The 21,125-nt window shown below is 38.2% G+C and carries 18 protein-coding genes; 1 reads left to right on the top strand and 17 read right to left on the bottom strand.

Annotation, left to right across the window (positions count from 1 at the left end; translation table 11 throughout):
• Positions 1-381: 381 nt before the first annotated feature.
• The 16 genes from FJR05_RS24555 to ilvN all read right to left on the bottom strand — a co-directional run bounded on the left by FJR05_RS24555 (position 382) and on the right by ilvN (position 20,261).
• Complete coding sequence (locus tag FJR05_RS24555) at positions 382-1,026, bottom strand: acetyltransferase (protein ID WP_217385689.1); 645 nt, start codon at positions 1,024-1,026, stop codon at positions 382-384.
• Between the two features lie 25 nt (positions 1,027-1,051).
• Positions 1,052-1,177, bottom strand: coding sequence for a hypothetical protein (locus FJR05_RS27725; RefSeq protein WP_256376211.1), 126 nt, complete (start codon positions 1,175-1,177; stop codon positions 1,052-1,054).
• Positions 1,146-1,778: a sugar transferase gene (locus FJR05_RS24550; RefSeq protein ID WP_168646520.1), complete on the bottom strand. Its 633-nt coding sequence runs from the start codon at positions 1,776-1,778 to the stop codon at positions 1,146-1,148. Before FJR05_RS24550 ends, FJR05_RS27725 begins: the two co-directional genes overlap by 32 nt.
• 314 nt (positions 1,779-2,092) lie before the next feature.
• Complete coding sequence (locus FJR05_RS24545; protein WP_168646519.1) at positions 2,093-3,250, bottom strand: glycosyltransferase family 4 protein; 1,158 nt, start codon at positions 3,248-3,250, stop codon at positions 2,093-2,095.
• Positions 3,251-3,303: 53 nt separating this feature from the next.
• Positions 3,304-4,314, bottom strand: a complete 1,011-nt coding sequence (locus FJR05_RS24540) for an NAD-dependent epimerase (RefSeq protein WP_168646518.1) — start codon at positions 4,312-4,314, stop codon at positions 3,304-3,306.
• An 11-nt stretch (positions 4,315-4,325) separates the two neighbouring features.
• Positions 4,326-5,603, bottom strand: coding sequence for a nucleotide sugar dehydrogenase (locus tag FJR05_RS24535; protein ID WP_168646517.1), 1,278 nt, complete (start codon positions 5,601-5,603; stop codon positions 4,326-4,328).
• 71 nt (positions 5,604-5,674) lie between these two features.
• Complete coding sequence (asnB, locus tag FJR05_RS24530; protein WP_168646516.1) at positions 5,675-7,624, bottom strand: asparagine synthase (glutamine-hydrolyzing); 1,950 nt, start codon at positions 7,622-7,624, stop codon at positions 5,675-5,677.
• Positions 7,625-7,634: 10 nt separating this feature from the next.
• Positions 7,635-8,849 (bottom strand): glycosyltransferase family 4 protein, encoded by a 1,215-nt coding sequence (locus FJR05_RS24525; RefSeq protein WP_168646515.1) that lies wholly within the window; start codon positions 8,847-8,849, stop codon positions 7,635-7,637.
• Positions 8,850-9,144: 295 nt separating this feature from the next.
• Positions 9,145-10,365 carry a glycosyltransferase gene (locus tag FJR05_RS24515; RefSeq protein WP_168646513.1) on the bottom strand — a complete coding sequence of 407 codons (1,221 nt, stop codon included), beginning with the start codon at positions 10,363-10,365 and terminating at the stop codon, positions 9,145-9,147.
• A gap of 4 nt (positions 10,366-10,369) precedes the next feature.
• Positions 10,370-11,824 carry a hypothetical protein gene (locus FJR05_RS24510; RefSeq protein ID WP_168646512.1) on the bottom strand — a complete coding sequence of 485 codons (1,455 nt, stop codon included), beginning with the start codon at positions 11,822-11,824 and terminating at the stop codon, positions 10,370-10,372.
• A 2-nt stretch (positions 11,825-11,826) separates the two neighbouring features.
• Entirely contained in the window at positions 11,827-13,053 is a 1,227-nt protein-coding gene (locus tag FJR05_RS24505; protein WP_217385687.1) for a glycosyltransferase family 4 protein, read from the bottom strand.
• A gap of 39 nt (positions 13,054-13,092) precedes the next feature.
• A complete protein-coding gene (locus FJR05_RS24500) occupies positions 13,093-14,457 on the bottom strand; it encodes a flippase (RefSeq protein ID WP_168646510.1) in 1,365 nt (454 codons plus the stop codon).
• Positions 14,458-14,502: 45 nt separating this feature from the next.
• Entirely contained in the window at positions 14,503-15,420 is a 918-nt protein-coding gene (locus FJR05_RS24495) for a hypothetical protein (RefSeq protein ID WP_168646509.1), read from the bottom strand.
• A 153-nt stretch (positions 15,421-15,573) separates the two neighbouring features.
• The gene (locus tag FJR05_RS24490) at positions 15,574-17,145 is read right to left on the bottom strand and encodes a glycoside hydrolase family 47 protein (RefSeq protein ID WP_168646508.1); all 1,572 of its coding nucleotides are present in this window, start codon (positions 17,143-17,145) and stop codon (positions 15,574-15,576) included.
• Positions 17,146-17,236: 91 nt separating this feature from the next.
• The gene (locus FJR05_RS24485; protein ID WP_168646507.1) at positions 17,237-19,285 is read right to left on the bottom strand and encodes a nucleoside-diphosphate sugar epimerase/dehydratase; all 2,049 of its coding nucleotides are present in this window, start codon (positions 19,283-19,285) and stop codon (positions 17,237-17,239) included.
• Between the two features lie 457 nt (positions 19,286-19,742).
• A complete protein-coding gene (ilvN, locus tag FJR05_RS24480) occupies positions 19,743-20,261 on the bottom strand; it encodes an acetolactate synthase small subunit (RefSeq protein ID WP_168646506.1) in 519 nt (172 codons plus the stop codon).
• A gap of 300 nt (positions 20,262-20,561) precedes the next feature.
• Here ilvN and FJR05_RS24475 point away from each other — a divergent pair, with 300 nt between their 5' ends.
• Positions 20,562-20,900: a BON domain-containing protein gene (locus FJR05_RS24475; protein ID WP_168646505.1), complete on the top strand. Its 339-nt coding sequence runs from the start codon at positions 20,562-20,564 to the stop codon at positions 20,898-20,900.
• A 101-nt stretch (positions 20,901-21,001) separates the two neighbouring features.
• Here FJR05_RS24475 and FJR05_RS24470 read toward each other — a convergent pair.
• Positions 21,002-21,125, bottom strand: a 124-nt coding sequence (locus FJR05_RS24470) for a transposase (RefSeq protein WP_168642427.1), incomplete at its 5' end; no start/stop codon positions are given.

Genomic DNA, 21,125 nt, shown 5'->3' with positions numbered 1-21,125 from the left:
AGTTTTCCAAAAATTTTCTCATGTTGAACTCAGGTGAAATCATACATTCTCATCCCAGGATGTATGGACGAATCTGATCCGCATTATTATAATTTGGCTTCAGAAAAATGCTTTTTCCCTTTATTAAGGGAATGTATTTATATAGCGATCATAAGTAGGTGAACAGAAAAATTTAAAGGTATGTGAAGAAAAGTAAAATCACTCAAAACTCTCTTCCTGTTCCCTGTTCCCTGTTCCCTGTTCCCTTGCCCCAACGACAATTTTTAACGCCCACCTACTTATTTGATTTGTAAACAGTAAGGGTTTCAGATCCCCGACTTCTTCGAGAAGTCGGGGATCTCTGTGTTCAAAAATCAAATAGAAGTCCTATATCAATCTTTTTCAAATACGTACTAAGTCGCTGGGTACTTCAAATTTTGGGGTTTCTCCTGGGGAATAAACAGCCCTATCTTCTGTATCACTGAGAATAATTGATCCTGCCCCAATAATATTTTCTTTGCCAATGTTGATGTAATTTCTGATCGTAGTATTCAAACCAAGAAAAGTATATTCTCCTATATTTGATCCGCCACCAAGAACAACATTAGAAGTCAGGAAACAATGATCGTTAATCACACAGTGATGCGCGATAGAATTTACACCCACAAGCAGACAGTTGTTACCAATGGAAGCAAAAGGTTGAATAACATTATTTTCCATGATAAAGCAGTTTTCACCCACTGATTTACCATAATAAAATGCCTGGGAACTAATATAGGAAATAAAGCTATATCCTCTATTTTTGGCATTTAAATATTTTTCTGCCCGTAACTTATTCACTTGTTGGTAACTAATGGCGATAAATAATTTATATTCATCAGGTGAATAATATTTTTCCAGTTTTTCATAAGGGACAACTGGTAAGTTATAAAAACTCTCTGTTTTTAGATGGTCTTCATCAACAGTAAAGCCAACTACCTCATGTTCAGAATCACAATTAAGGTAAAAGTGAGCTATTTCTGCAATTTCACTAGTTCCAAAAATCACTACTTTGGACATAACTTATTCTCCCCTAATCTTTGGTTAATGCTCCTAAATCGTTCTTCCTTCTTCCTAACTCCTTCTTCTTCCTAACTCCTGACTCCTGACTCCTGACTCCTTCTTCCTTAATCTCCCATAAATTCCTCCATCGTTGCATGATTATCTTGACTGATTCCTTGTCTTTTAAGGACTGTCCAAACAGTGAGGAAAATTATTTGTAAGTCTAGTAATAAACTCCAATTGTTGATATAGAAAATATCCAGGTTAAATTTCTGTTCCCAACTCAGAGAATTTCGACCTCGAACTTGCGCTAAACCTGTAATCCCTGGTTTGACTTCTTGCCGTCTTGCTTGTTCTGGGGTATAACGGTCAAGATATTGGACTAACAATGGACGTGGTCCGACAAAACTCATATCTCCTTTAGCAATATTCCACAGTTGAGGAAGTTCGTCAAGACTTGTTTGGCGCAAAAATTTACCCAAAGTTGTGAGACGGTTTTCATCAGGTAGAAAATTACCATTGACATCACACTCATTAGCCATAGTGCGGAATTTATAAAAGTTAAAAATTCGCGCATCTTTACCTGGACGAGGTTGGATAAAGAAAATTGGACTACCCATATTTAGGTAGAGAGCGATCGCAATTACTAGCATTAAAGGTGAAAGAACAATTAAGGCAATAATTACTACGAGTTTATCTAATCCAGACTTAATTAATCTGCTGATTAGATGATGCCTCTGGAAATTTTCAGTCATCATGGATAAACCTTTTATTTACAGTAATTAAAAACCGCTCAAAACCTGAATTTAATTCAGGAGAATTTCTCCAGCAAAACTTAATGCAGAGATGTTAATTAATCTCAGCATATTTGCTCTATTATTATCGGTTTTATTTAGATTAGGAGGAGATTTGCATTGACATTAGTAGTTTGTTTTAAGTTGCTAATTATTAGCAATGATAAACAAATCTTTAGCAATTATGTAGTCATTTTGGCACTGCTTTTCAGCAACTAAATTTTGATCTAAACACAGAATTATTAACAACAAAATTCCCATTTTTCATTAGTTTACAATCAATCAATGCCTAATTCTTGATAATATTTTGTCAGTCTTTCAAAGACAAAATCTTCATTATATTCAGTTGTTACTCTCCTCCTTCCTTCGTTACCATAGGCTTGTCGCAATTCGGAATTAGATAACATAATTGCCAATGCCTCGGCTAATCTATCACTATCTTGAGAAGGCACAATTAAACCTGTTTTTTCCTGTAATACTGCTTCTCGACATCCCCGAATATCTGTGGTCACAACTGGTAAACCCATCGCCATTGCTTCTAAAATAGATCGGGGTAATCCTTCATGAGTAAAAGTAGGTAAAGTAAAGACATCTAAAAGACCTAAAATTTCTGGTATATCTTGGCGGTTGCCTGTGAGTGTAACGTGGTTCTCAATTCCCAGATTGCGAATTTTTGCCATTAGTTCTGTTTGGAAAGGTTCAGGATCGGAACTAAGTTGACCACCAATTATCAGAATATGTAAATTAGGAAATTTATCCACTAATTTAGCAGTGGCTTCTATCAGGTATCCACTACCTTTTTTCCGAGTTAAACGCCCAATTGTGCCAACAATTAAATTGGCGGTTTCTGGAATACCTAAAGATTGCCGTAATTCACTCTGATGAATGGGATTGAGTCGCTCACGGTGGAAGCGATCAATATCTACACCGTTACCTAAATAAGCCAGTTTTTCAGGTGGGCAAAGACCAAGTTTTTTAGCAGTGCTAATATCCTCATAATTTTGGCTGAGAATTAAATCAGTGATTAAAGCAGTCAGCTTTTCAACTATAAAGTAAAAGTAATACTGGCTAGGAGTGGATAAATCATGAAATGGCAGCCCATGGGAAGTGTAAACAATGCATTTAACTCCGGCAATTTTAGCGGCAATTCGTCCTAAAACAGCAGCAATTGGTGTATGAACATGGACAAGATCATATTGATTTTGCCGAATGATTTTCGTCAAGTGATAAATACTTTTTAAGCTGGACAATAACGATATCTTACGATCAATATTCACAGGATGTATTTGGTATCCATTTTTTTGTAACTCTTCTACCTCTTTTCCTGGAGAACAGGCTATGCCAACCTCAAATTTTTGCGACAACAAATATTTTATCTGAGGTAGTAAAAGTATCTTTGCTGTACCACCAATTGCACAAATATGCAAGATTTTCATATTTTTATCTGTGGTCTTTGCTATTATTAGAATTTATAGAAACAGGGGATTTCTTAAACTTGGTAATATGAGCGATACCATTTCACAAATTGCTCGATTCCCTCCTCAATTGAGGTATTCGGTTTAAAACCCACATCTGTTACTAAGGCATCAACATCGGCATAGGTTGCTGGTACATCACCGGCTTGCATGGGAAGCAAATTTTTCTCTGCTTTCATTCCTAAGCAATTTTCTAATGTTTCGATAAAGTGCATTAATTCCACTGGTTGATTATTACCGATATTGTAATTTTTGTATGGGGCATAACTTGTGGCGGGATCTGGGGCATTTCCTGACCAATCAGAATTTGATTCAGCTACTTGATCAACAACACGAATTACGCCTTCTACAATGTCATCAATATAGGTAAAATCACGTTTCATTTTCCCATAATTGAAAACATCAATTGGTTGTCCTGCTAAAATCGCTTTGGTAAACAGAAACAATGCCATATCAGGACGACCCCAAGGACCGTAAACTGTAAAAAATCGCAATCCTGAAGCTGGTAAGCCATACAAACTACTGTAGGTATGTGCCATTAATTCGTTAGCTTTTTTGGTAGCTGCGTACAAACTCACGGGATGATCTACGTTGTCGTGAACTGAGAAGGGAATTTTTGTATTTGCACCGTAAACTGAACTGGAAGAAGCAAATACTAAATGTTGGACGTTTGTATGGCGACAACCTTCGAGAATATTCACAAATCCCACTAAATTACTATCTACATAAGCATGGGGATTTTTTAATGAATAACGGACTCCGGCTTGTGCTGCTAAATTGACGACTTTATCAAAACTAGATTGAGCGAATAATTTGGGGATGCCTTCTCTATCTGCTAAATCTAATAAATGAAAGCTGAAACCTGGTTTTTCTAAAAGTTGCTCTAATCTGTCTTTTTTTAAAGTAACATCGTAATAATCATTGAGGTTATCTAAACCTACAACTTGATCACCTCTTTCTAGTAAACGTTGGCTGAGGTGAAAACCAATAAAACCAGCCGCACCTGTAACTAAAATTTTTGCCATAACTTCACCTTTTATAAACTCCAATAATTAATATTTGCCGGTATATCCCCAGGTTCAAATATTGATTTGATATCCATGAAGATTCCCCCTGGACGAATGTGAGCAAATAGTCTCTCTGCTGGTATCTCTAAATATTCTTGATGGGGAACTGCTAAAATTAGAGCATCAAGATATGTAAGTTCTTTCCAATCAGATAATTGAATACCATATTCATGTATTGCATGACTATTTTCCGCTAAAGAGTCATGGACTAGGGGTTCAATTCCAAATTGTTGCAATTCGTGAATGATATCGGGAATGCGACTATTTCTTAAATCTGGGACATTTTCTTTAAAGGTAAGTCCCAAAATCCCTACTCGCGCATTTTTGATTGTCACATTGGCTTCTACAAGCAGCTTGACTAACCGACTACCTAAGAATTGACCCATGTTGTCGTTAATCCGTCTTCCTGCGAGAATTACCTGGGGATAATAGCCAACTTGTTGGGCTTTGGCTGTGAGATAATAAGGGTCTACACCGATGCAGTGACCCCCGACAAGACCTGGAGTGAAGGGGAGAAAGTTCCATTTTGTTCCCGCAGCAGCTAGGACATCACGGGTGCGAATATTCAGGCGATCGCAAATTATCGCTAGTTCATTCATCAAAGCAATGTTAAGATCCCGTTGGGTATTTTCAATCACTTTGGCCGCTTCAGCGACTTTAATTGATTGAGCGCGGTAAACACCAGCATCAACAACAGCACCGTATACATTAGCAATTTGTGTCAATGTTTCCGGGTCTTCACCTGCAACAACTTTAACAATTTTTTCTAAGGTATGAGTTTTATCGCCTGGGTTAATTCGTTCGGGTGAATAGCCTAATTTGAAATCAACGCCCTGCTGTAAATCAGATACCCGCGCTAGAACAGCACCACAAACTTCTTCTGTAACTCCTGGATAAACGGTGGATTCATAAACGATAATATCACCTTTTTTGAGGACTTTACCAATGGTTTCTGAGGCTTTAATTAATGGAGTCAAATCAGGAACTCGGTTATTATCAATTGGCGTGGGGACGGCGACAATGAAGAAGTTACAATCAGCTAAATCAATTAGCTCACAAGTAATTTTTAAAGATGTATTTTTGAGTTCTTCACTGGCAACTTCACCTGTGAAATCTCTGCCTTGATTTAAGGCGGTAATTTTTTCCTGATTAATATCAAACCCAACTGTATTGGGAAATTTTTTGGACATTGCTAAAGCCACAGGTAAACCAACGTAGCCAAGACCAATGACTGCGATCTGATTCATGTTTCTATTTCCTTGATGGAATTTGAAAAGTTTTTGCTTGTTTAATAGGTGTAAATATTGGTTATTTATTCCTAATTTCCGGCTGAGTTTTCAGCTAACCAAGCTTGGAACATGAGTATAAGCCAAAGATGATGTTGCCAATTGCGATCGCCATTTTGGTGTTCATCCCACTTTTGCCGAATTGGTTGAGGATGAAAACACCCTTCTCTTCGCAATCGAGACTCATCCAGTAAATCTTCTGCCCATGCTCGTAAAGGTCCACGTAACCATGTACCAATCGGAATACCAAAACCCATTTTTGGACGCTCAATTAATTCCTTGGGTACGTACTTATATAAAACCTGTCGTAACAACCATTTACCTTGATTACCACGTATTTTCATTGATAGGGGGATTTGCCAAGCAAATTCCACAACCCGATGATCTAAAAAAGGTATGCGACCTTCAAGACTCACACCCATAGTGGCACGATCTACTTTCACTAAGATATCACCTGGCAAGTAGCTAATTAAATCCAAGTACATCATGCGTTCTGTGAAATTTGGTAAACTTGCCCAGAAATTACCATCACTAAAAACTGTGCTGAGTTGGGAACTATCAATCACAACTTTCTCTGGTTCTTGCAAATAGGATACCAAATCCGCATACATAATATCGGGGTGGGAAACTGCTAAAATGCTTGCCAACTTATGTAATTTATCGCCAAAATTCAATTTGGCTGGCAATATGGTATTTACAGGCTCAAAACCTCGATTCCAAGTCTGGGCAGAAACACTGGTTAAAGCTTTGGCTGTAGAATGACGAACTGTTTGCGGTATCCAGCCCATCTTCTGCCAGATACTACGTGCCAAAAAATAGCGCTTATATCCAGCAAATAATTCATCACCCCCATCACCAGAAAGACTGACGGTGACATGATTTTTAGCAAGTTGAGATACTAAAAATGTGGGGATTTGGGAAGGATCGGAAAATGGCTCGTCATATAAACTTGGTAGTTTGGGAATTACTGCCATAGCTTCATCTGAGGTGACATAAAGTTCCCTATGGTCTGTACCCAAGTGCTGTGCCACAGACTTAGCATATTCAGCTTCGTTATAGTCTTGTTCGTGAAAACCGATGCTGAAAGTTTTCACAGGTTGCTGACTTTGAGCCTGCATTAAAGCTACAATTGTCGAAGAGTCTATCCCACCTGATAAAAAAGCACCTAAAGGCACATCTGCCAGCATTCGCATTTTTACGGCATCCTTTAGTAGCGCCTCTAAATGTACTATAGCTTCATTTTCTGACCCTGTGAAGGGATAAGCAACACCTGATTCTGCGGCAATTTTGGCAGACCAATAGGGTACTGGTTGGGGATGAATTGCCGTCCCATTCCAACTTAGAAGAGTTGCGGGTGGTAATTTATAGATGCCTTGATAGATGGAATAAGGTGCAGGAATATAAGAAAACCGGAGGAATAAAGCCAAGGCATCACGGTTGATTTCGGGTTGAAAATCAGGATGGACTTTAAAAGCTTTTAATTCTGAGGCAAATATAAAAGTATGACCGCACCAACCATAATATAGTGGCTTTTCGCCGATGCGATCGCGTCCCAAATGTAAAACCCGTTCTTGACGATCCCATACAGCAAAAGCAAACATCCCATTAAAACGCTTGGTTGCTTCTAAAACTCCCCATTCACAGATGGCTGATAACATTACCTCTGTGTCAGAATGACCGCAAAAGCTATATCCAAGACTTTGTAACTGCTTTCTTAATTCGGGAAAATTATAAACTTCACCATTGAAAACAATTACATACCGACCATCGCCAGATATCATCGGTTGATGTCCTTGCGGTGAAAGGTCTACTATAGATAGTCGCCGATGTCCTAGCGCAATGCCGACATCTCCATCAACCCAACTGCCACCATCATCTGGACCACGATGAATTAATGATTTTGACATTTGCTGCACAATTATTGGTAGATAATCTGTGCTAATTTGTCGAGATATATCCCAAAAACCAGTGATTCCACACATAAATATTGTTTTAGTTTAGGCTTTTTACTTCTTTTTGTGCATCCAGCCAATCTTGCGTACTTTTTCGTACATAATTGTAGAAGGCAATTTGCCTTTCCCTAAGTATTTCATTTGTGTATTCTTTGGCTTTCTCTAGGTTACGGGCTGACATTCGAGCCATGCGTTCTGGGTTAGTCACAACTTCCCGAATTTTGCTGGACAAAGCAGCAACATCACCAGGTGGCACTATATCCTCTGGTGCTAGTAGTTCAGGAATGCCCGCTACTGTCGAACCAATACATGGTAATGCCCGTGCCATTGCCTCGATCATTGCTCTGGGTAAACCTTCTTGATGAGATGCGAGGATAAACAGATCGGCCTGATCCAATTCAGCCCGCACAGCTTTTCCTGCGGATAACTGACCCCGAAAATCTACATAATCTCCTACATTTAATTTCACTGCTCGCATTTCTAATTCTTCTCGATGCTGACCATCACCAACAAGAACTAGTTTAAGTTTCAGTCCCTCCCGGATACAATTAGCGACAGCATCAATTAATACATCTGGTGCTTTATAAAGTTGTGCTAATGTGCCGATAAAGATAATGGTGAAAATCTGATTTTGCTGTTTAGGTGAGCGAGGAACAGATACAAAAGCCTCATGGGATAAATCTATACTTGAGTAATGTGTTGAAAAAGCATCTTTTCCTGGTGGATACCGCTTTTGGAGAGCAAACTCGGTGACATAGGCTGCACCACAAGCTCTAGCACATTGCCGCCGCAATATCTGAGGAGATCGCCAGCGAAAAAACGGACGCAAAGGGTGTTTAATCGAACCGGGCGCAAAGACATCATAGGGATCACCAACCACTTCTAGACCATAGGGATGATTCGTAGCTCGTAGTTTAGGTTCAATACAGGAAGCAATGTTTGAACTTACCCTCAAAATTACCGCATCTTCTGTATTTACAGCTTGTTGGGCGGCACGTTTTACCTGAAGCGATCGCCATAAATACTGCATCGGTCCAATGTAATAGGGAATAGCCGCAAAAGAAACGCAATCGCCATTAGCCTCTTTCCAATCAGACGGCACTGACGGGACATCCTGAACACGGGCAACCACCCGCACATGATCAAAAACCTCTAGATACCTCTGCCAAAATGAATATGGAAACTGAGTATGTGTCCAGACAATCCCATCTGGTGTCCGATCAAAACGATGTTCAAGTGCAACGACAACTTTCATAAGGATATATGGTAAGTAAGGTTTGCTGATAGCGAAGCGTGGCGTTAGCCATAAAAGTTGTCTGTGAGGGCTAGGAGTCAGGAGTCAGGAGTCAGGAGTCAGGAGGAAGAATTAGAAGGAGATCAGAATAGTCTCAAATTTCAGAAAGTGATAGGTTTTTTGCACCTAGTTCTCTTTTTCAACCCGAAAATTCTTCATATATCTAGTAGTTCGTCAAATTTATTTTGACGGGTAATGATAGGAAAAAACTTCTGTTTTCCCTCCCCTACTCCCCCTACTCCCCCTACTAGCCCCCTCATCGCTTGCTGGGGGTGGGGTTCTTATTCCAGGTTTGATGACAATTTGCTGTAATACAAGAATTACGTAAAAACATTTTCTCGTAAGTAGACGCAATCACTTGAGCATGAAACTGTTGAGAGCGGCTTTTTCCGTTTTCAGACAATTTCAGCTTTAATTCTGAATCTGTTGTTAGCAATCTAATAACAGCTTCGGATATAGCTTCCACATTGGCCGGAGGTACAAGAATACCATTGACACCATTTTCAATAATTTCCCCTGGACCATAGGGGCAATCTGTCGCAATCACGGGAGTGCCACAGGCCATAGCTTCTACAATCACATTTCCAAAACCTTCATAAAGAGATGACAGCACAAAAATATCTGCCGCTGCCATATATTTGTATGGGTTACTTTGAAAGCCGAGTAACCGGACACAATCATTTAATCCTAGTTGCTGAATTTGTTTTTCTAGCATCCCGCGCTGTTTCCCTTCCCCAATAATCCATAAATGTGCTGGGATGACTTGCCGCACCTGTGCTAAAGCATCAATCAAATAGGGAAAACCTTTTTGATCAGTCAGTCGTCCACAGGCGACAATTAGCGGCACATTTGCTGGTAACTCCTCCTGATGGATAGACTCTGCTGCACCACTCAAGACCCTACTATCCCAACCAGCGTTATAAATTACATCTAATTGATTGCCAATTGTTGGACACAGCGTCATTAAATCCTCTGCTACACCCTGAGAAAGCGCAACTACCTGATCAGCTTGTGGATAAAGTCTGGGAATTAGTGATAACGTCAGCAAGTTAGTGATATGCCAATAGGGTTGATGCTCAACAGTGGGAGGATTTTGAACACAGAGAATAACTTTTGGACGAGTCGGCAGATCACTAGCAGCTAAAAGGGCGACGACATTGGCGTGATCCATAATTGAGCAGAGAATATTCGGCTTTTCAGCTTGGATAAGTTGGCGAAGTGGAGCTATTGAGCGAATGTTGCGGATGACGCTGGAATTAGTTTTTCCTGTATTTAAAAAATGCAATTTGACATACTTAGGTAAGTCCGATTCATAAGAACCACCAGACCGGGATAAAGCTAGAGAAAAACGAAACTTTTGAGGATCAAGGTGATTGATGATTCGCAATAAGTGCATCTCTGCACCACCACCACCAAGGGTGGGAACAAAGAATAGTATATGTATTCGAGGATCAAATTTATTTTGTGGTTGGTTCATCTTTTTATCTACTTTTTGATGGAAATGACAACACTCCAAATGCACGGAGAAGTATTACAGATGAGGTGATGGAAATCATCGAATTTATTATTGCTGGTCCCGATGGTTCGAGCAGATAGAGAATGAGTACATAAGGAACTAACGTTGATGGTTCTGTGACATAATTGCGAAAAGTCCAAACTAGCCATTTATGGAAAAGACCGAATATCAAGAAAACTATAACCACACCAGGAAGACCAAAATTCCAATAGGCTTCCAGACTAGGTTCAAGGGGAATCCCTGCATCTAAATCAAAAAATGTTTTTCCTACAACACCATCCACAAGTCCAGGTTTTCCTGGCCATAGTCCCCTGGGAATTAGGATTGTTAGGGCAGCTAAATAAGAGCTACCATAGAGAAAATCAACCTGATTAGGTACTAAAGCCAAAATGGGAATTGCACCACTGCCCTCTCCACTTCGTGACCCTAATTCATCTGTTGCCAAGCCAAAAATAGATTCAGTTGGCGAAGGTTGATTTAATGTATTCCAGTTGATTTCTCCACTCCAGGTACTATTTCTAAAATCTCCTAATATACCTAATAGAAACAATCCGATCAAAACAACAGTGATGATTTGAGTGAAGGCAATTTTGCGATCGCGCATCATAGATACCAGCAGCCCACAAATAATGAAATAAATCACACTTGAACGAGAACCTCCACTTAAAAAGTTAATAATAAGTGAACTTACTGAACACATCCAGAATGGTCCTTGCCGATGAGCTTGAGGATCTTTTGCTAACCATATCAAGCAGGCAATAGCACCAAATTGAATCAAAAATTGCCAGTAGAATTGACCCGCTAGTGTTACCCGTCGTCCTTCTCCCCAAGAAAGAATGTGTGCAGCGATTCCACCTTGGATTTGCATATAAACTGCACAGGCTATCACAGAAAAAATTACTACGCACAAAACCTTCAGTTTTAGATGACGAGGCTGTAAAAAGGTTAATTGTAAATTACCAAATCTAGGAGAGAAGAAGAAACCAAAATAGTAACTAACTAAACCAACTATACTCAAAGCTACATTATCAGCTAATAAGAAAGTTAAACTTTCGCTATTCCAGCCAGGTAAAGCTATATGTGATTCAAGTCCATTTATATAAATAGGAGTCTTACGTATTTCATTGATTAGAGTTAGAAAAATATTGAATATTAAAGGATGAAACCATCCATAGGAAGGCTGATAAAAAATAACAGGTATGAGTAGGAGTAAAAAATTTACTACCAACCCTAAATTGACCCATTGTAAGGCAAGTGTAGACTTGGGATTAAAATATACTTGAACAACTACAAAGAGTAAATAAATAACAACGGTGGCAATTAATAAAATGCGGTGAAGCCAGTGCATAGCCACAAATGGTGATTCATTATTGTATCTATGACTGTCAATTTTTAAGTTTGTTAGTGTAGAATTATTCATTTTTATAACTCATTGATTTTCTGATCAAGACAAAGCTGTTTGTAAGTTTCAATGAGTTTATCTACACCCATATCCCAATCAAATGCCTTTGCTCGTGTTCTCGCGGCAATTGCCATAGCATGGCGTTCTTCCCCATTGACAACCAGAAAACGTATGGCCGTTGCCAGACTGAGTGCATCTCCAGCAGGTACGAGTTTAGCAGAAACTTCATTTTCCACAACAGTTGGGATTCCACCCACATTAGAAGCAATGATGGGAAGACCAGCAGCCATTGCTTCTACTAGGACAATACCAAAAGCTTCTCGATAACTGGCTAAGATAAATATATCTGCACTTTCGTATTCCCCGGCAATATGAGTAGGTGATACTGCACCAACAAACTCAACTCGGTCACTAACACCACAATTTCTTGCCATATCTTGTAAAGACAATTCATAAGCTGGTGAACCGCTCCCGACAATGCGAAGACTGACCGGAAGATCGAGCAGATGAGAAACTGCTTCCAGGCAAATTTCAATTCCTTTAATAGGAAGTAAACGAGTAACTGTAAGTAAAACAATCGGCTTGAGGTGAGAGGCAGATTCGATTACTTCTTGTTGACAATCTGAATATCTACGACTTGAAGCAATAGCTTGAAAACGTTGCAAATCAATAAAATTTGGCAGAAGTAATATCTTATTTTCAGGGATGAAAAACTGCTGCATCAGGCGATCTTTATAAACTGGTGTAGTTGCCCAAATACAATCATAAACTGAGAATAAAACCCTTTCGAGCAACTCCAGTCCAAAAATATATAGCTGCTGACGTAGATTATTAGCAGAAATATGAATAATTTCATTTTTATTGATTATATCCCAAGCTAAGTCTGAACTATACTTAATAAGTGCTGGAATGCGATAGCAACGGGCAAAAATACCCGTCATTATTGCCAGATTTGGACTCATAGTTTGCATCTGTACAATAGTAGGTTGGAAATCCCTAATAATACGATGTATTTCATCATAAATTCGGGCATTACGCACTATTTTGTCCAGCCAACCCCGACGGGGGCTTTCATCAATAAAGGTTATCGGTATTCCCTCAATTATTCCGCTCGCACTAGGATTACCATAAGTAATAATATGTACATCAATACCTTGGACTATCAAGCTACGGGCAATTTGTTGCGTTTGCGCTGATGGACCACCTATTTTAGGGGGATATACACCAGAAACCAGCAATATCTTCATTTTCATCATGCCTCCTAATTTCTCTTGTTTATAAGTTCTTTAGTTACGCTTGAGTAAAGTTAGCAATCTCAGCGGTAGGAATAAAGCCTTAGTGGTCAGTATCGCGTTTTCTCTAGTTTGTTTCCAAAAAAGAAAGCACAAATAATTTGCAAGCGACGCAGATATCAGAGTTGCAATTGCTGCTCCTTTACCTTGGTAAAGCGGGATTAGTAGAAGATTGAGCATAATGTTTGCACATAATCCTATTAATTTTGCATAAAAATTGAACTTTTGTAGTCCCTCTGCAACTATCCAGTTGCTCATCACTTCTCCTTGAAATGTGAATAGAGAAGTAAATATATAAATAGAAAAAATAGGAGTAGCTAATTGATAATTATCTCCATATAGTAGTGTTATCAAAAAGCCAGCGAAGGGAAGTATTAAAATTATAAGAGCATAGGAAATAAGGCTAGTTAAATCGTAAATTTTCTGGAGTTTTTTTCTGTATGTAGATTGGCTCAGATTTTGAGCCTTAATCATACTTGGATATAATGAAGAACTAATGATAAACGGTAAAAAAGACCAAGCTTCACAGATAATCACTGCGCTGGAATAAATCCCAACTGAACTATGACCTACCATGTTTCCTAACATCACCTGATCAATTGAGGAATAAATGAAAATAGCTGTAGCTGACAGAAATAGAGGATATGAATCTCGGAGTAAATCTTTGATGGATTGAAAGTTAGTTCTCCAATTTCTAATATTTTGATGATCTTGTTGATAGTAAAATATTAATCCTAGTGCATAAATAATTGCTTCCAAACTAATAATACTAGCAAATAAAAATAGGGGTGCTTTAACTATAATAAGTATGATTTTTATAGTCGTTATAATCACAAAAGCTAAATTACTAGCTAAAACTTGAAACTTAGATTTAACTTGAGCCTCAAACCAATTCTCAATCGGTTGGAAAGAATTAAATATAAATTTAATAGATAGAATTGCCACTAGCAAATGAATATAAAAAGACTGGGGATATATTACTTTAATAAAAATTATTGATAACGTGGCTGCCAGGATTCCACCAATGATTTGAACAGTAAAAGCTGTGCCTAATATATTATTCTTGGATACTGGTTTTTGTACCAAATCTCTAGTTATAATTTTGCTCATTTGTGAAGTGGATAATGGCAAAAAGAAATTAGAAAAAGCCAAAGCATATTGAAGTGTACCAAACTTGTCTGGACCTAGATAACGTGCTACTAATGTTCCCATGAAAAGACTTATAAATAATCTGAAAACTTTTCCCAAGAACAGCCAGCCTGTATTGCCGATGATTTGACGATTTTCGGGATGAAAATCTTTGATGACTTCTCTGAATTTGAGGAAGTAATTCCCCGCTAATATTTTTTTTATTTTCATTATCTGCTTTATTTATTTTTGATAGATTTTTATAAATTATGTGATTTACAAAAAATTATGCTTGCGACTACGAAAGTTCCAAGATATTTGATAACCATCTACACAAGCTATCCATGTATTTTCATCAATTTTATGAGGATCTATATTATGCATTCCTATTTTATTCCAGCCCCTGCCGCTGCCTTTAATAATTGAATCTTTGCTGATTTGTTTCTCTTCATAATTTTTAGTTGTCAGATTGGTTATTTCAAATGCTCGCACCTGATTACCATATAAATGTTCATCATCTTGAGTATATCTAACGATTTTGCCATCCGATACTATGACTCTACCTCCTGGTCTAGCAATATTTTTATTGCCCTTAATAACGGGACTTTTAGGATGTTCAATCCAAGTTTCTAGAAGATCATTTGCATAGTACAAATATAAAATATCGCTACTTTTTACTGAAGTCAAAAGCCACCAATAATCCTGAAAGTAAAAAACAGAAGCATCAGAATATTTATCACCAGACATTAAATCTTTAACAAAAGTCCATTTCGTAGGAAAATCCACTGCTTTATAGAGGCGAATAGAGTTGACTTCATTGCTTTCTGGAATCAGATAATACTCATTATTCCATTTAAAAACGTATGGATAAGATAAGTGAAAATATTCATCAATTACAATTTGTTGATAAACCCACTGAAAACCATCAGTGCTAGTTGCTAAGGCGATATCACCCTTCTGATCAGCAGCATTCATGACTTCAAAAAACATATACCAAATCCCGTTTTCATTGATCATAAACGGGTCTGCGACAAATTCGGCTGGAACATCTTTTACATCTTTAGCAGTCAAAACTGGGTTTTTTATATTTTCAGGAGCAACAAAATCTACAAGAGATGTGCCTACATAAATTCCAATTGACCAATTTTCTTGCTTTTTGACAAATTGTTTGATAAATTTTTTGGCAAGATTCATATCTATTAATCTCCGAATATTTAATGCAATTCCTAAAAAGTTGTGTAATTGATTTGGCAAATTTTGATAAAGAAACAGGGATTTCTATTTTTGGCAAACTTCTGTAATTTGGATTTAGGGCTAAATAGAAAATAGTTTTAGGCAGGTGCTAAATTAATCAGAACTAAATAAATCACAGGAAACCATCGAAAATTTCTCATTGTTTTTACCACCCAACCGAATATTCTTTTTACGACTGAATCCATGCTTGCCAACTTCCAAGTTATACACACCGTTTGGTAGATAAACTACTGCCACCTCGGCGGGAACAATCACCTCTAGAACCCTGTTTCCGTTCTGTGTCACCTTCATTGGCGTACCAGCTTTACCTACTGACACCTGCAACCGACTGATTTTTTGCCGTGCTAATGCCAGACGCAAAAATGCTTGTCCTGCTTGACCTCCTTCCATCCGCATAACGTTTTTGCCCCGTTGCAATATCCGATTCCCCAGGTTTTCTGCTGCCTTGAGGATTTCTTTATCCCCACTGGCTTCATAGGCTTCCACAAGGATGTCGAGAAAGATCGTCTGCTGTTGATCTAAGCCATACTTATTGACCATCTTGCCTTGTTCAATATATTCCGGTACAAATCCATCCTTTCCCATATTCAGCAAATTATCCCACGCTTGCTTGAATCGCTGAATGTACTTAGCGTCTTTGGTGGCACGATAGGCTTTAACCAGGATATAGAGAGTGTTATATTTACCGTCACCATAAAGCTGATTGACAGCGGGCTTTCCATTGGGATTTAGCTTGCGGACAAAGTGACCCCACTGCTCGACCCAGGCCTTGTCGTACCATAGATTCGTTACTGCCATTGCCCTATCTAGATATTTCTTTTCACCCGTCAGTTGGTGGAGATCGAACAGTTGCCGCACGTAGTATAGGGTGTCTGTATCGCTAGACCTTTCCTCTGAACGGAAGAGGGCTTGAGTAGGAGTGAATTGTTCTTCGAGTAAAGCTAGATGCTGGTTCATCCGGTTCTGCCAGACAAACTCTAACTTCTGATTCGCCCATTTTATAAACTTAGGATTGCCAGTTTTTTGGGACAAATACGCTAACCCATTAGCTACCGCACCGTAATCCTGTGTCAGCGTCACTTTACTCTTGGGCTGACCATCTTTCACCTCTACCCAGCCCCACATTCCACTGTTATTTTCGTCAAAGTGCTTGATGGTTGCTTCAGCTAATGCTACACACTTTTTGAGTAGATTCAAGTCGTCAGGAAACCACTGGCAAATTTCGACTCCTTTGCTTATCAAAGCCACAGGTTGCTTGTTCCCTGTACTCATGTTCGAGAAGGGATCTGGCGAGTCATAGGAGAAGGGAATTAGCCCTGTATGAGGATTGCGAGTAGAAAAGAAAGACTCAGCAAATGAACCCATCATTGCTTCAGCCGGCTGATAATCTAGTGACTTAAGTGCGATCGGTAAGTAATTGTCTAAGTGACCTCGCAGAAGATGCTTACCTGTTTTAGCAATCTGACTCCAGTATCTATCCAGGATGTCAAAGCCAGCTATGAGAAACTTATCCCCGGCGATATAGTAAACTTCTTCTTTGCTGCCTGCAAGTTTGATATGAGTTAGGTCTAGAGCATATCCTTCTAAATTCTTTGGGTAATACCACAAAATCATCACAGTAGCTAACAATAAGGTCACAATAAATTTTTGGGAACGTTGCTTCATCTTCAATTGTCCTGGATAGGTATAATTCTTTCTGGTCTTTGACTATATCCTTGAATTTTGTGGTGTTTATATCTGAATTATTTATTGTTAATTACACTCCTTGTGGCTCAGTGTTTGCCAAAATATTGCTATTGGCAATTGGGATGAAAACACTATTTCTTTCAATATCTCCTGAGCCATTTTGTTCTAAATATTTAGGCTTGTAACCGGCTACCAATTGTGACAGTAACAACATAATAGAACGGGCATCATTTTTAGCAGCTGCTCCCAGTAATGTTTCTACAGTAATATCCAAATAACTAGGAATAATTTGACTGGCATTTTTCACAACTAACAGTTTTTCATGCTCCGTCTTTTCATACTCTTCTCCCTCAATAAACAATTCTTCAAACAGCTTTTCTCCCGGTCTTAAACCCGTAAATACTATATCAATATCTTTGTTAAGCTCATATCCTGAAAGATGAATCAGTTCTTTTGCTAAGTCCACAATTTTCACGGGTTCACCCATATTTAGCATTAAAACTTCACCACTACGACCCAGAACAGATGCTTGTAACACCAGTTGTACAGCTTCGGGTATAGTCATGAAGTAACGGCAAATATCGGGATGAGTAACTGTAATTGGTCCCCCTGCTAAAATTTGTTTTTGGAAAGTGGGAACTACACTACCTCGACTTCCTAAAACATTCCCAAACCGCACAGCTACATAGGATTTACCACTTTGTTTTGCTGCTTGTAAAACTAGCATTTCAGCTACTCTTTTACTCGCACCCATAACATTAGTAGGATTAACTGCTTTGTCTGTGGAAATCATCACAAAATGTTCCACATTATATTGCAGTGCTACTTGTAATAAATTTCTTGTTCCAATCACATTATTAGTAATTGCTTCAGCGGGATTTAATTCCATGAGTGGAACGTGCTTATGAGCAGCAGCATGGAAAATTACATCCGGTTTAAATCTCTCAAAAGCGTGTTCTAACCTCGACAGCACCCGAATATCGGCAATAAATGTATAAATCTGCGGCAGCGGAATATTGATAGCTAATTGACCGTTATTGATAATTTGGATAAGCTGTTCTAGTTCTTGTTGGATATTAAAAACAGAATTTTCTCCATGTCCAATCAGAATGATTTTGGCTGGGTGACAACGTAAAATCTGCCGACATAGTTCACTCCCAATTGATCCTCCTGAACCTGTAACGAAAACTGTTTTATGTTTAATAAATTTAGACACTCTTTTAATGTCTATATGAATAGGTTCGCGTCTGAGTAAGTCTTCAATTTTGATATCTCTAATACTATCCACTCGGACACGACCATTGAGGATTTCATGTATTCCTGGTAAGGTGCTAGGTTGGACTCCATTGGCTTGACAAATATCAACAATTTCTCGAATAATTTGTCCAGAAACTGTAGGCATAGCGATGATAACTTTTTGGATTTTCAGTGTTTTAATTACCTCGGAAATTTTGTAGCGATCGCCTAATACCGGAATCCCCCGTAAATGTATATGCTGTTTTTTGATATCGTCATCAATAAAGCCTACAGGATAAACCCCAATCTGGGGATTTCTTTGCATATCTTCCACCAGAGAAACCCCCGCACTACCCGCACCAATAATCAGCACTCTCTCCCTATGCTTAGATATTTTCTGTCTATGATTGACCCTTTCCACAACCCGCACACTAAACCGTAGCGCAATCACACAAATACCAGACAGTATTCCCTCCAAAATTGGTAGTGATTGCGGAAGATTACTTAATAGCATATTGAATGTTTTATCCAATATATTAAATAGCGTTGTTTGGATGACTATCACACCCATCATCAACATGACTATATATATTACTTCCTCAATACTTGCATATCGCCAATAGCGTTTATAAAAACCACATCCCCAAAAAACAATTAGTTTAACTACTAAAAACAAAATTGTAGCAACTTCTAACTGTGAAATATATTCTTGCAAATTTAGATCACCATCTAACCGCAAAGACAATGCTAACAATGGTGTCATTGCAAAAATAGTAATATCAAAAATAAACCAATGTCTATTTCTAACCTTACTTAATTGATGGGATAAATTTTTAATTGTTTTCTGAATAGTAACGTGAGAAACAAAAAATAGGATATTCACATCAATATCTCCAGGAAAATATATGAAATCTTTTCACTAGATAAACACCTGAGATTTTAATTGATAATCTCAAAGAGATGACATATTCAAATCACCATCTTAAATAATTAATTACGTGGTGATTTACAAAAATAAATCTTCACCAATTAAATGAGAATGCCATAGCGTTGATAAATATCAACCAAACATAAACATTAATGTATGGGTTATTATTTTTATCTTGAACTTATAGAGTTTTTATCAAATTTCCACTGCTTAAGTCATGCCAGTTTGACACAAATTCCCTATTAAATAAAAATAATAGCAGCAAGTATAGTGGTTACACCATATCTGCTGCTTGATTGGAGCAAAAACTCCGATTATTAACTTTTGAGCCAACTATTAAAAATCCATAAACAGCCTGTTGAATTTGCTTTGTGAATTTTTAATAATTAATTTTTAATTCCGTTTTGCGGTACTAGACTTTTGTTTGTAACGACTTCAGTAATTCAGTATTCACACCCGATTCACGAGTCAGAGAAATTTTACCTGTGCGAGCGATTTCTCTCAATCCAAATTTTTGTAGCACTTGCACGATCGCTACCATTTTACCAGGATCACCCACAACTTCCAAAGTCAAAGAATCTTCAGCCACATCTACAATTCGCGCTCGGAAAATCTGAGATAATTCAATAATCTCCGAACGATTACTGCTAGTCGCATTTACTTTCAAAAGCATCAATTCTCTTTCTACACAAGGAATTTCTGTAATATCCTGCACCTTGAGAACATTAACTAACTTATACAGTTGTTTAGTCAGTTGCTCAATAATGCGATCATCACCAGGGACAACCATCGTAATTCGGGATACTCCATCCTGTTCCGCAGGTCCCACAGCCAGGCTTTCAATATTAAAACCCCGACGCGCAAATAAACTAGCAATGCGGGATAGAACCCCCGCTTCATCTTCCACAATAACTGACAGCGTATGTTTCATCGGCGACTAAAGGAGCATGACATGAACGCAGACCGGCACTCATGACTGCAAAGCGAGTTTCGACTACGCTGCATTGTCGGTCTGAATTTTTATTTTATACTTAATAATTGCGATCGTTCCGTTCCTATGGAAAAGTTATCTATAAATCCCCAATCATATCAAAGTAGAGCGATCGCAATTCCTCGTAGGTTGGATTGTGGAACGAAACCCAACAATATCTATTTTCAAAGATAGATGCAGCCTTTAAATCAAAGCCATATATTGTCATCAGCAGTGAAAATTGACAGGAACAAAGTATTTATGGGTTGGTTACAAAGAATGTTTGGCTTAGAAAAATCCGAAAGCGCCCAAGTTAATCCAACTTCTAACGCTGATGTTAACACACAAACCATAGAGCCAGAACGCATAGGATTAAATGGAGAATATGACCAAAGTGGTTTAGCCAAGCGCGTAGCGTTAGCATTTGATCAACATCCTGACCTTGATGATATTGATACATTATGGGTTGCTCAAACAGGTGGCACTGTGGTACTAAAAGGTAAAGTTCCCAACCAGGATATTCTCAAAAAAATGGTTACAGTAGCTCACAACGTCAATGGTGCTACAGATGTTGATACTACACAAGTTAATACTAATTAAATTGGATATGGATTAAATAGCTTGATTACCCAATTAATTCCTAATTACTCAAGTTGCTAGTTATCTAGTTTAGGCTGGTAATTGGGGCTCTTGCGTCCCTTTTATGGAGAATTAATACTAAAGTGCCAGTTTAATAAACTACGTAATCTAAAATTACTAAAGTTACGAAATCCATATCCAAGTCTTTTGATTAATTTGAGTTTATTATTAATTCCTTCTACAGTA

Origin of the sequence: Dolichospermum sp. UHCC 0259 (assembly GCF_009711935.1) — a bacterium.
Taxonomy (GTDB): domain Bacteria; phylum Cyanobacteriota; class Cyanobacteriia; order Cyanobacteriales; family Nostocaceae; genus Dolichospermum.
This window is presented reverse-complemented; position numbering and strand designations above follow the sequence as displayed.

Coding starts and splice junctions, on each gene's coding strand:
- FJR05_RS24500 (WP_168646510.1), bottom strand. CDS start 14,457: ATGAAAATAAAAAAAATATTAGCGGGGAATTACTTCCTCAAATTCAGA.
- FJR05_RS24505 (WP_217385687.1), bottom strand. CDS start 13,053: ATGAAGATATTGCTGGTTTCTGGTGTATATCCCCCTAAAATAGGTGGT.
- FJR05_RS24490 (WP_168646508.1), bottom strand. CDS start 17,145: ATGAAGCAACGTTCCCAAAAATTTATTGTGACCTTATTGTTAGCTACT.
- FJR05_RS27725 (WP_256376211.1), bottom strand. CDS start 1,177: ATGCAACGATGGAGGAATTTATGGGAGATTAAGGAAGAAGGAGTCAGG.
- FJR05_RS24545 (WP_168646519.1), bottom strand. CDS start 3,250: ATGAAAATCTTGCATATTTGTGCAATTGGTGGTACAGCAAAGATACTT.
- FJR05_RS24515 (WP_168646513.1), bottom strand. CDS start 10,365: ATGAACCAACCACAAAATAAATTTGATCCTCGAATACATATACTATTC.
- FJR05_RS24525 (WP_168646515.1), bottom strand. CDS start 8,849: ATGAAAGTTGTCGTTGCACTTGAACATCGTTTTGATCGGACACCAGAT.
- FJR05_RS24550 (WP_168646520.1), bottom strand. CDS start 1,778: ATGATGACTGAAAATTTCCAGAGGCATCATCTAATCAGCAGATTAATT.
- FJR05_RS24540 (WP_168646518.1), bottom strand. CDS start 4,314: ATGGCAAAAATTTTAGTTACAGGTGCGGCTGGTTTTATTGGTTTTCAC.
- ilvN (WP_168646506.1), bottom strand. CDS start 20,261: ATGAAACATACGCTGTCAGTTATTGTGGAAGATGAAGCGGGGGTTCTA.
- asnB (WP_168646516.1), bottom strand. CDS start 7,624: ATGTGTGGAATCACTGGTTTTTGGGATATATCTCGACAAATTAGCACA.
- FJR05_RS24535 (WP_168646517.1), bottom strand. CDS start 5,603: ATGAATCAGATCGCAGTCATTGGTCTTGGCTACGTTGGTTTACCTGTG.
- FJR05_RS24495 (WP_168646509.1), bottom strand. CDS start 15,420: ATGAATCTTGCCAAAAAATTTATCAAACAATTTGTCAAAAAGCAAGAA.
- FJR05_RS24510 (WP_168646512.1), bottom strand. CDS start 11,824: ATGAATAATTCTACACTAACAAACTTAAAAATTGACAGTCATAGATAC.
- FJR05_RS24475 (WP_168646505.1), top strand. CDS start 20,562: ATGGGTTGGTTACAAAGAATGTTTGGCTTAGAAAAATCCGAAAGCGCC.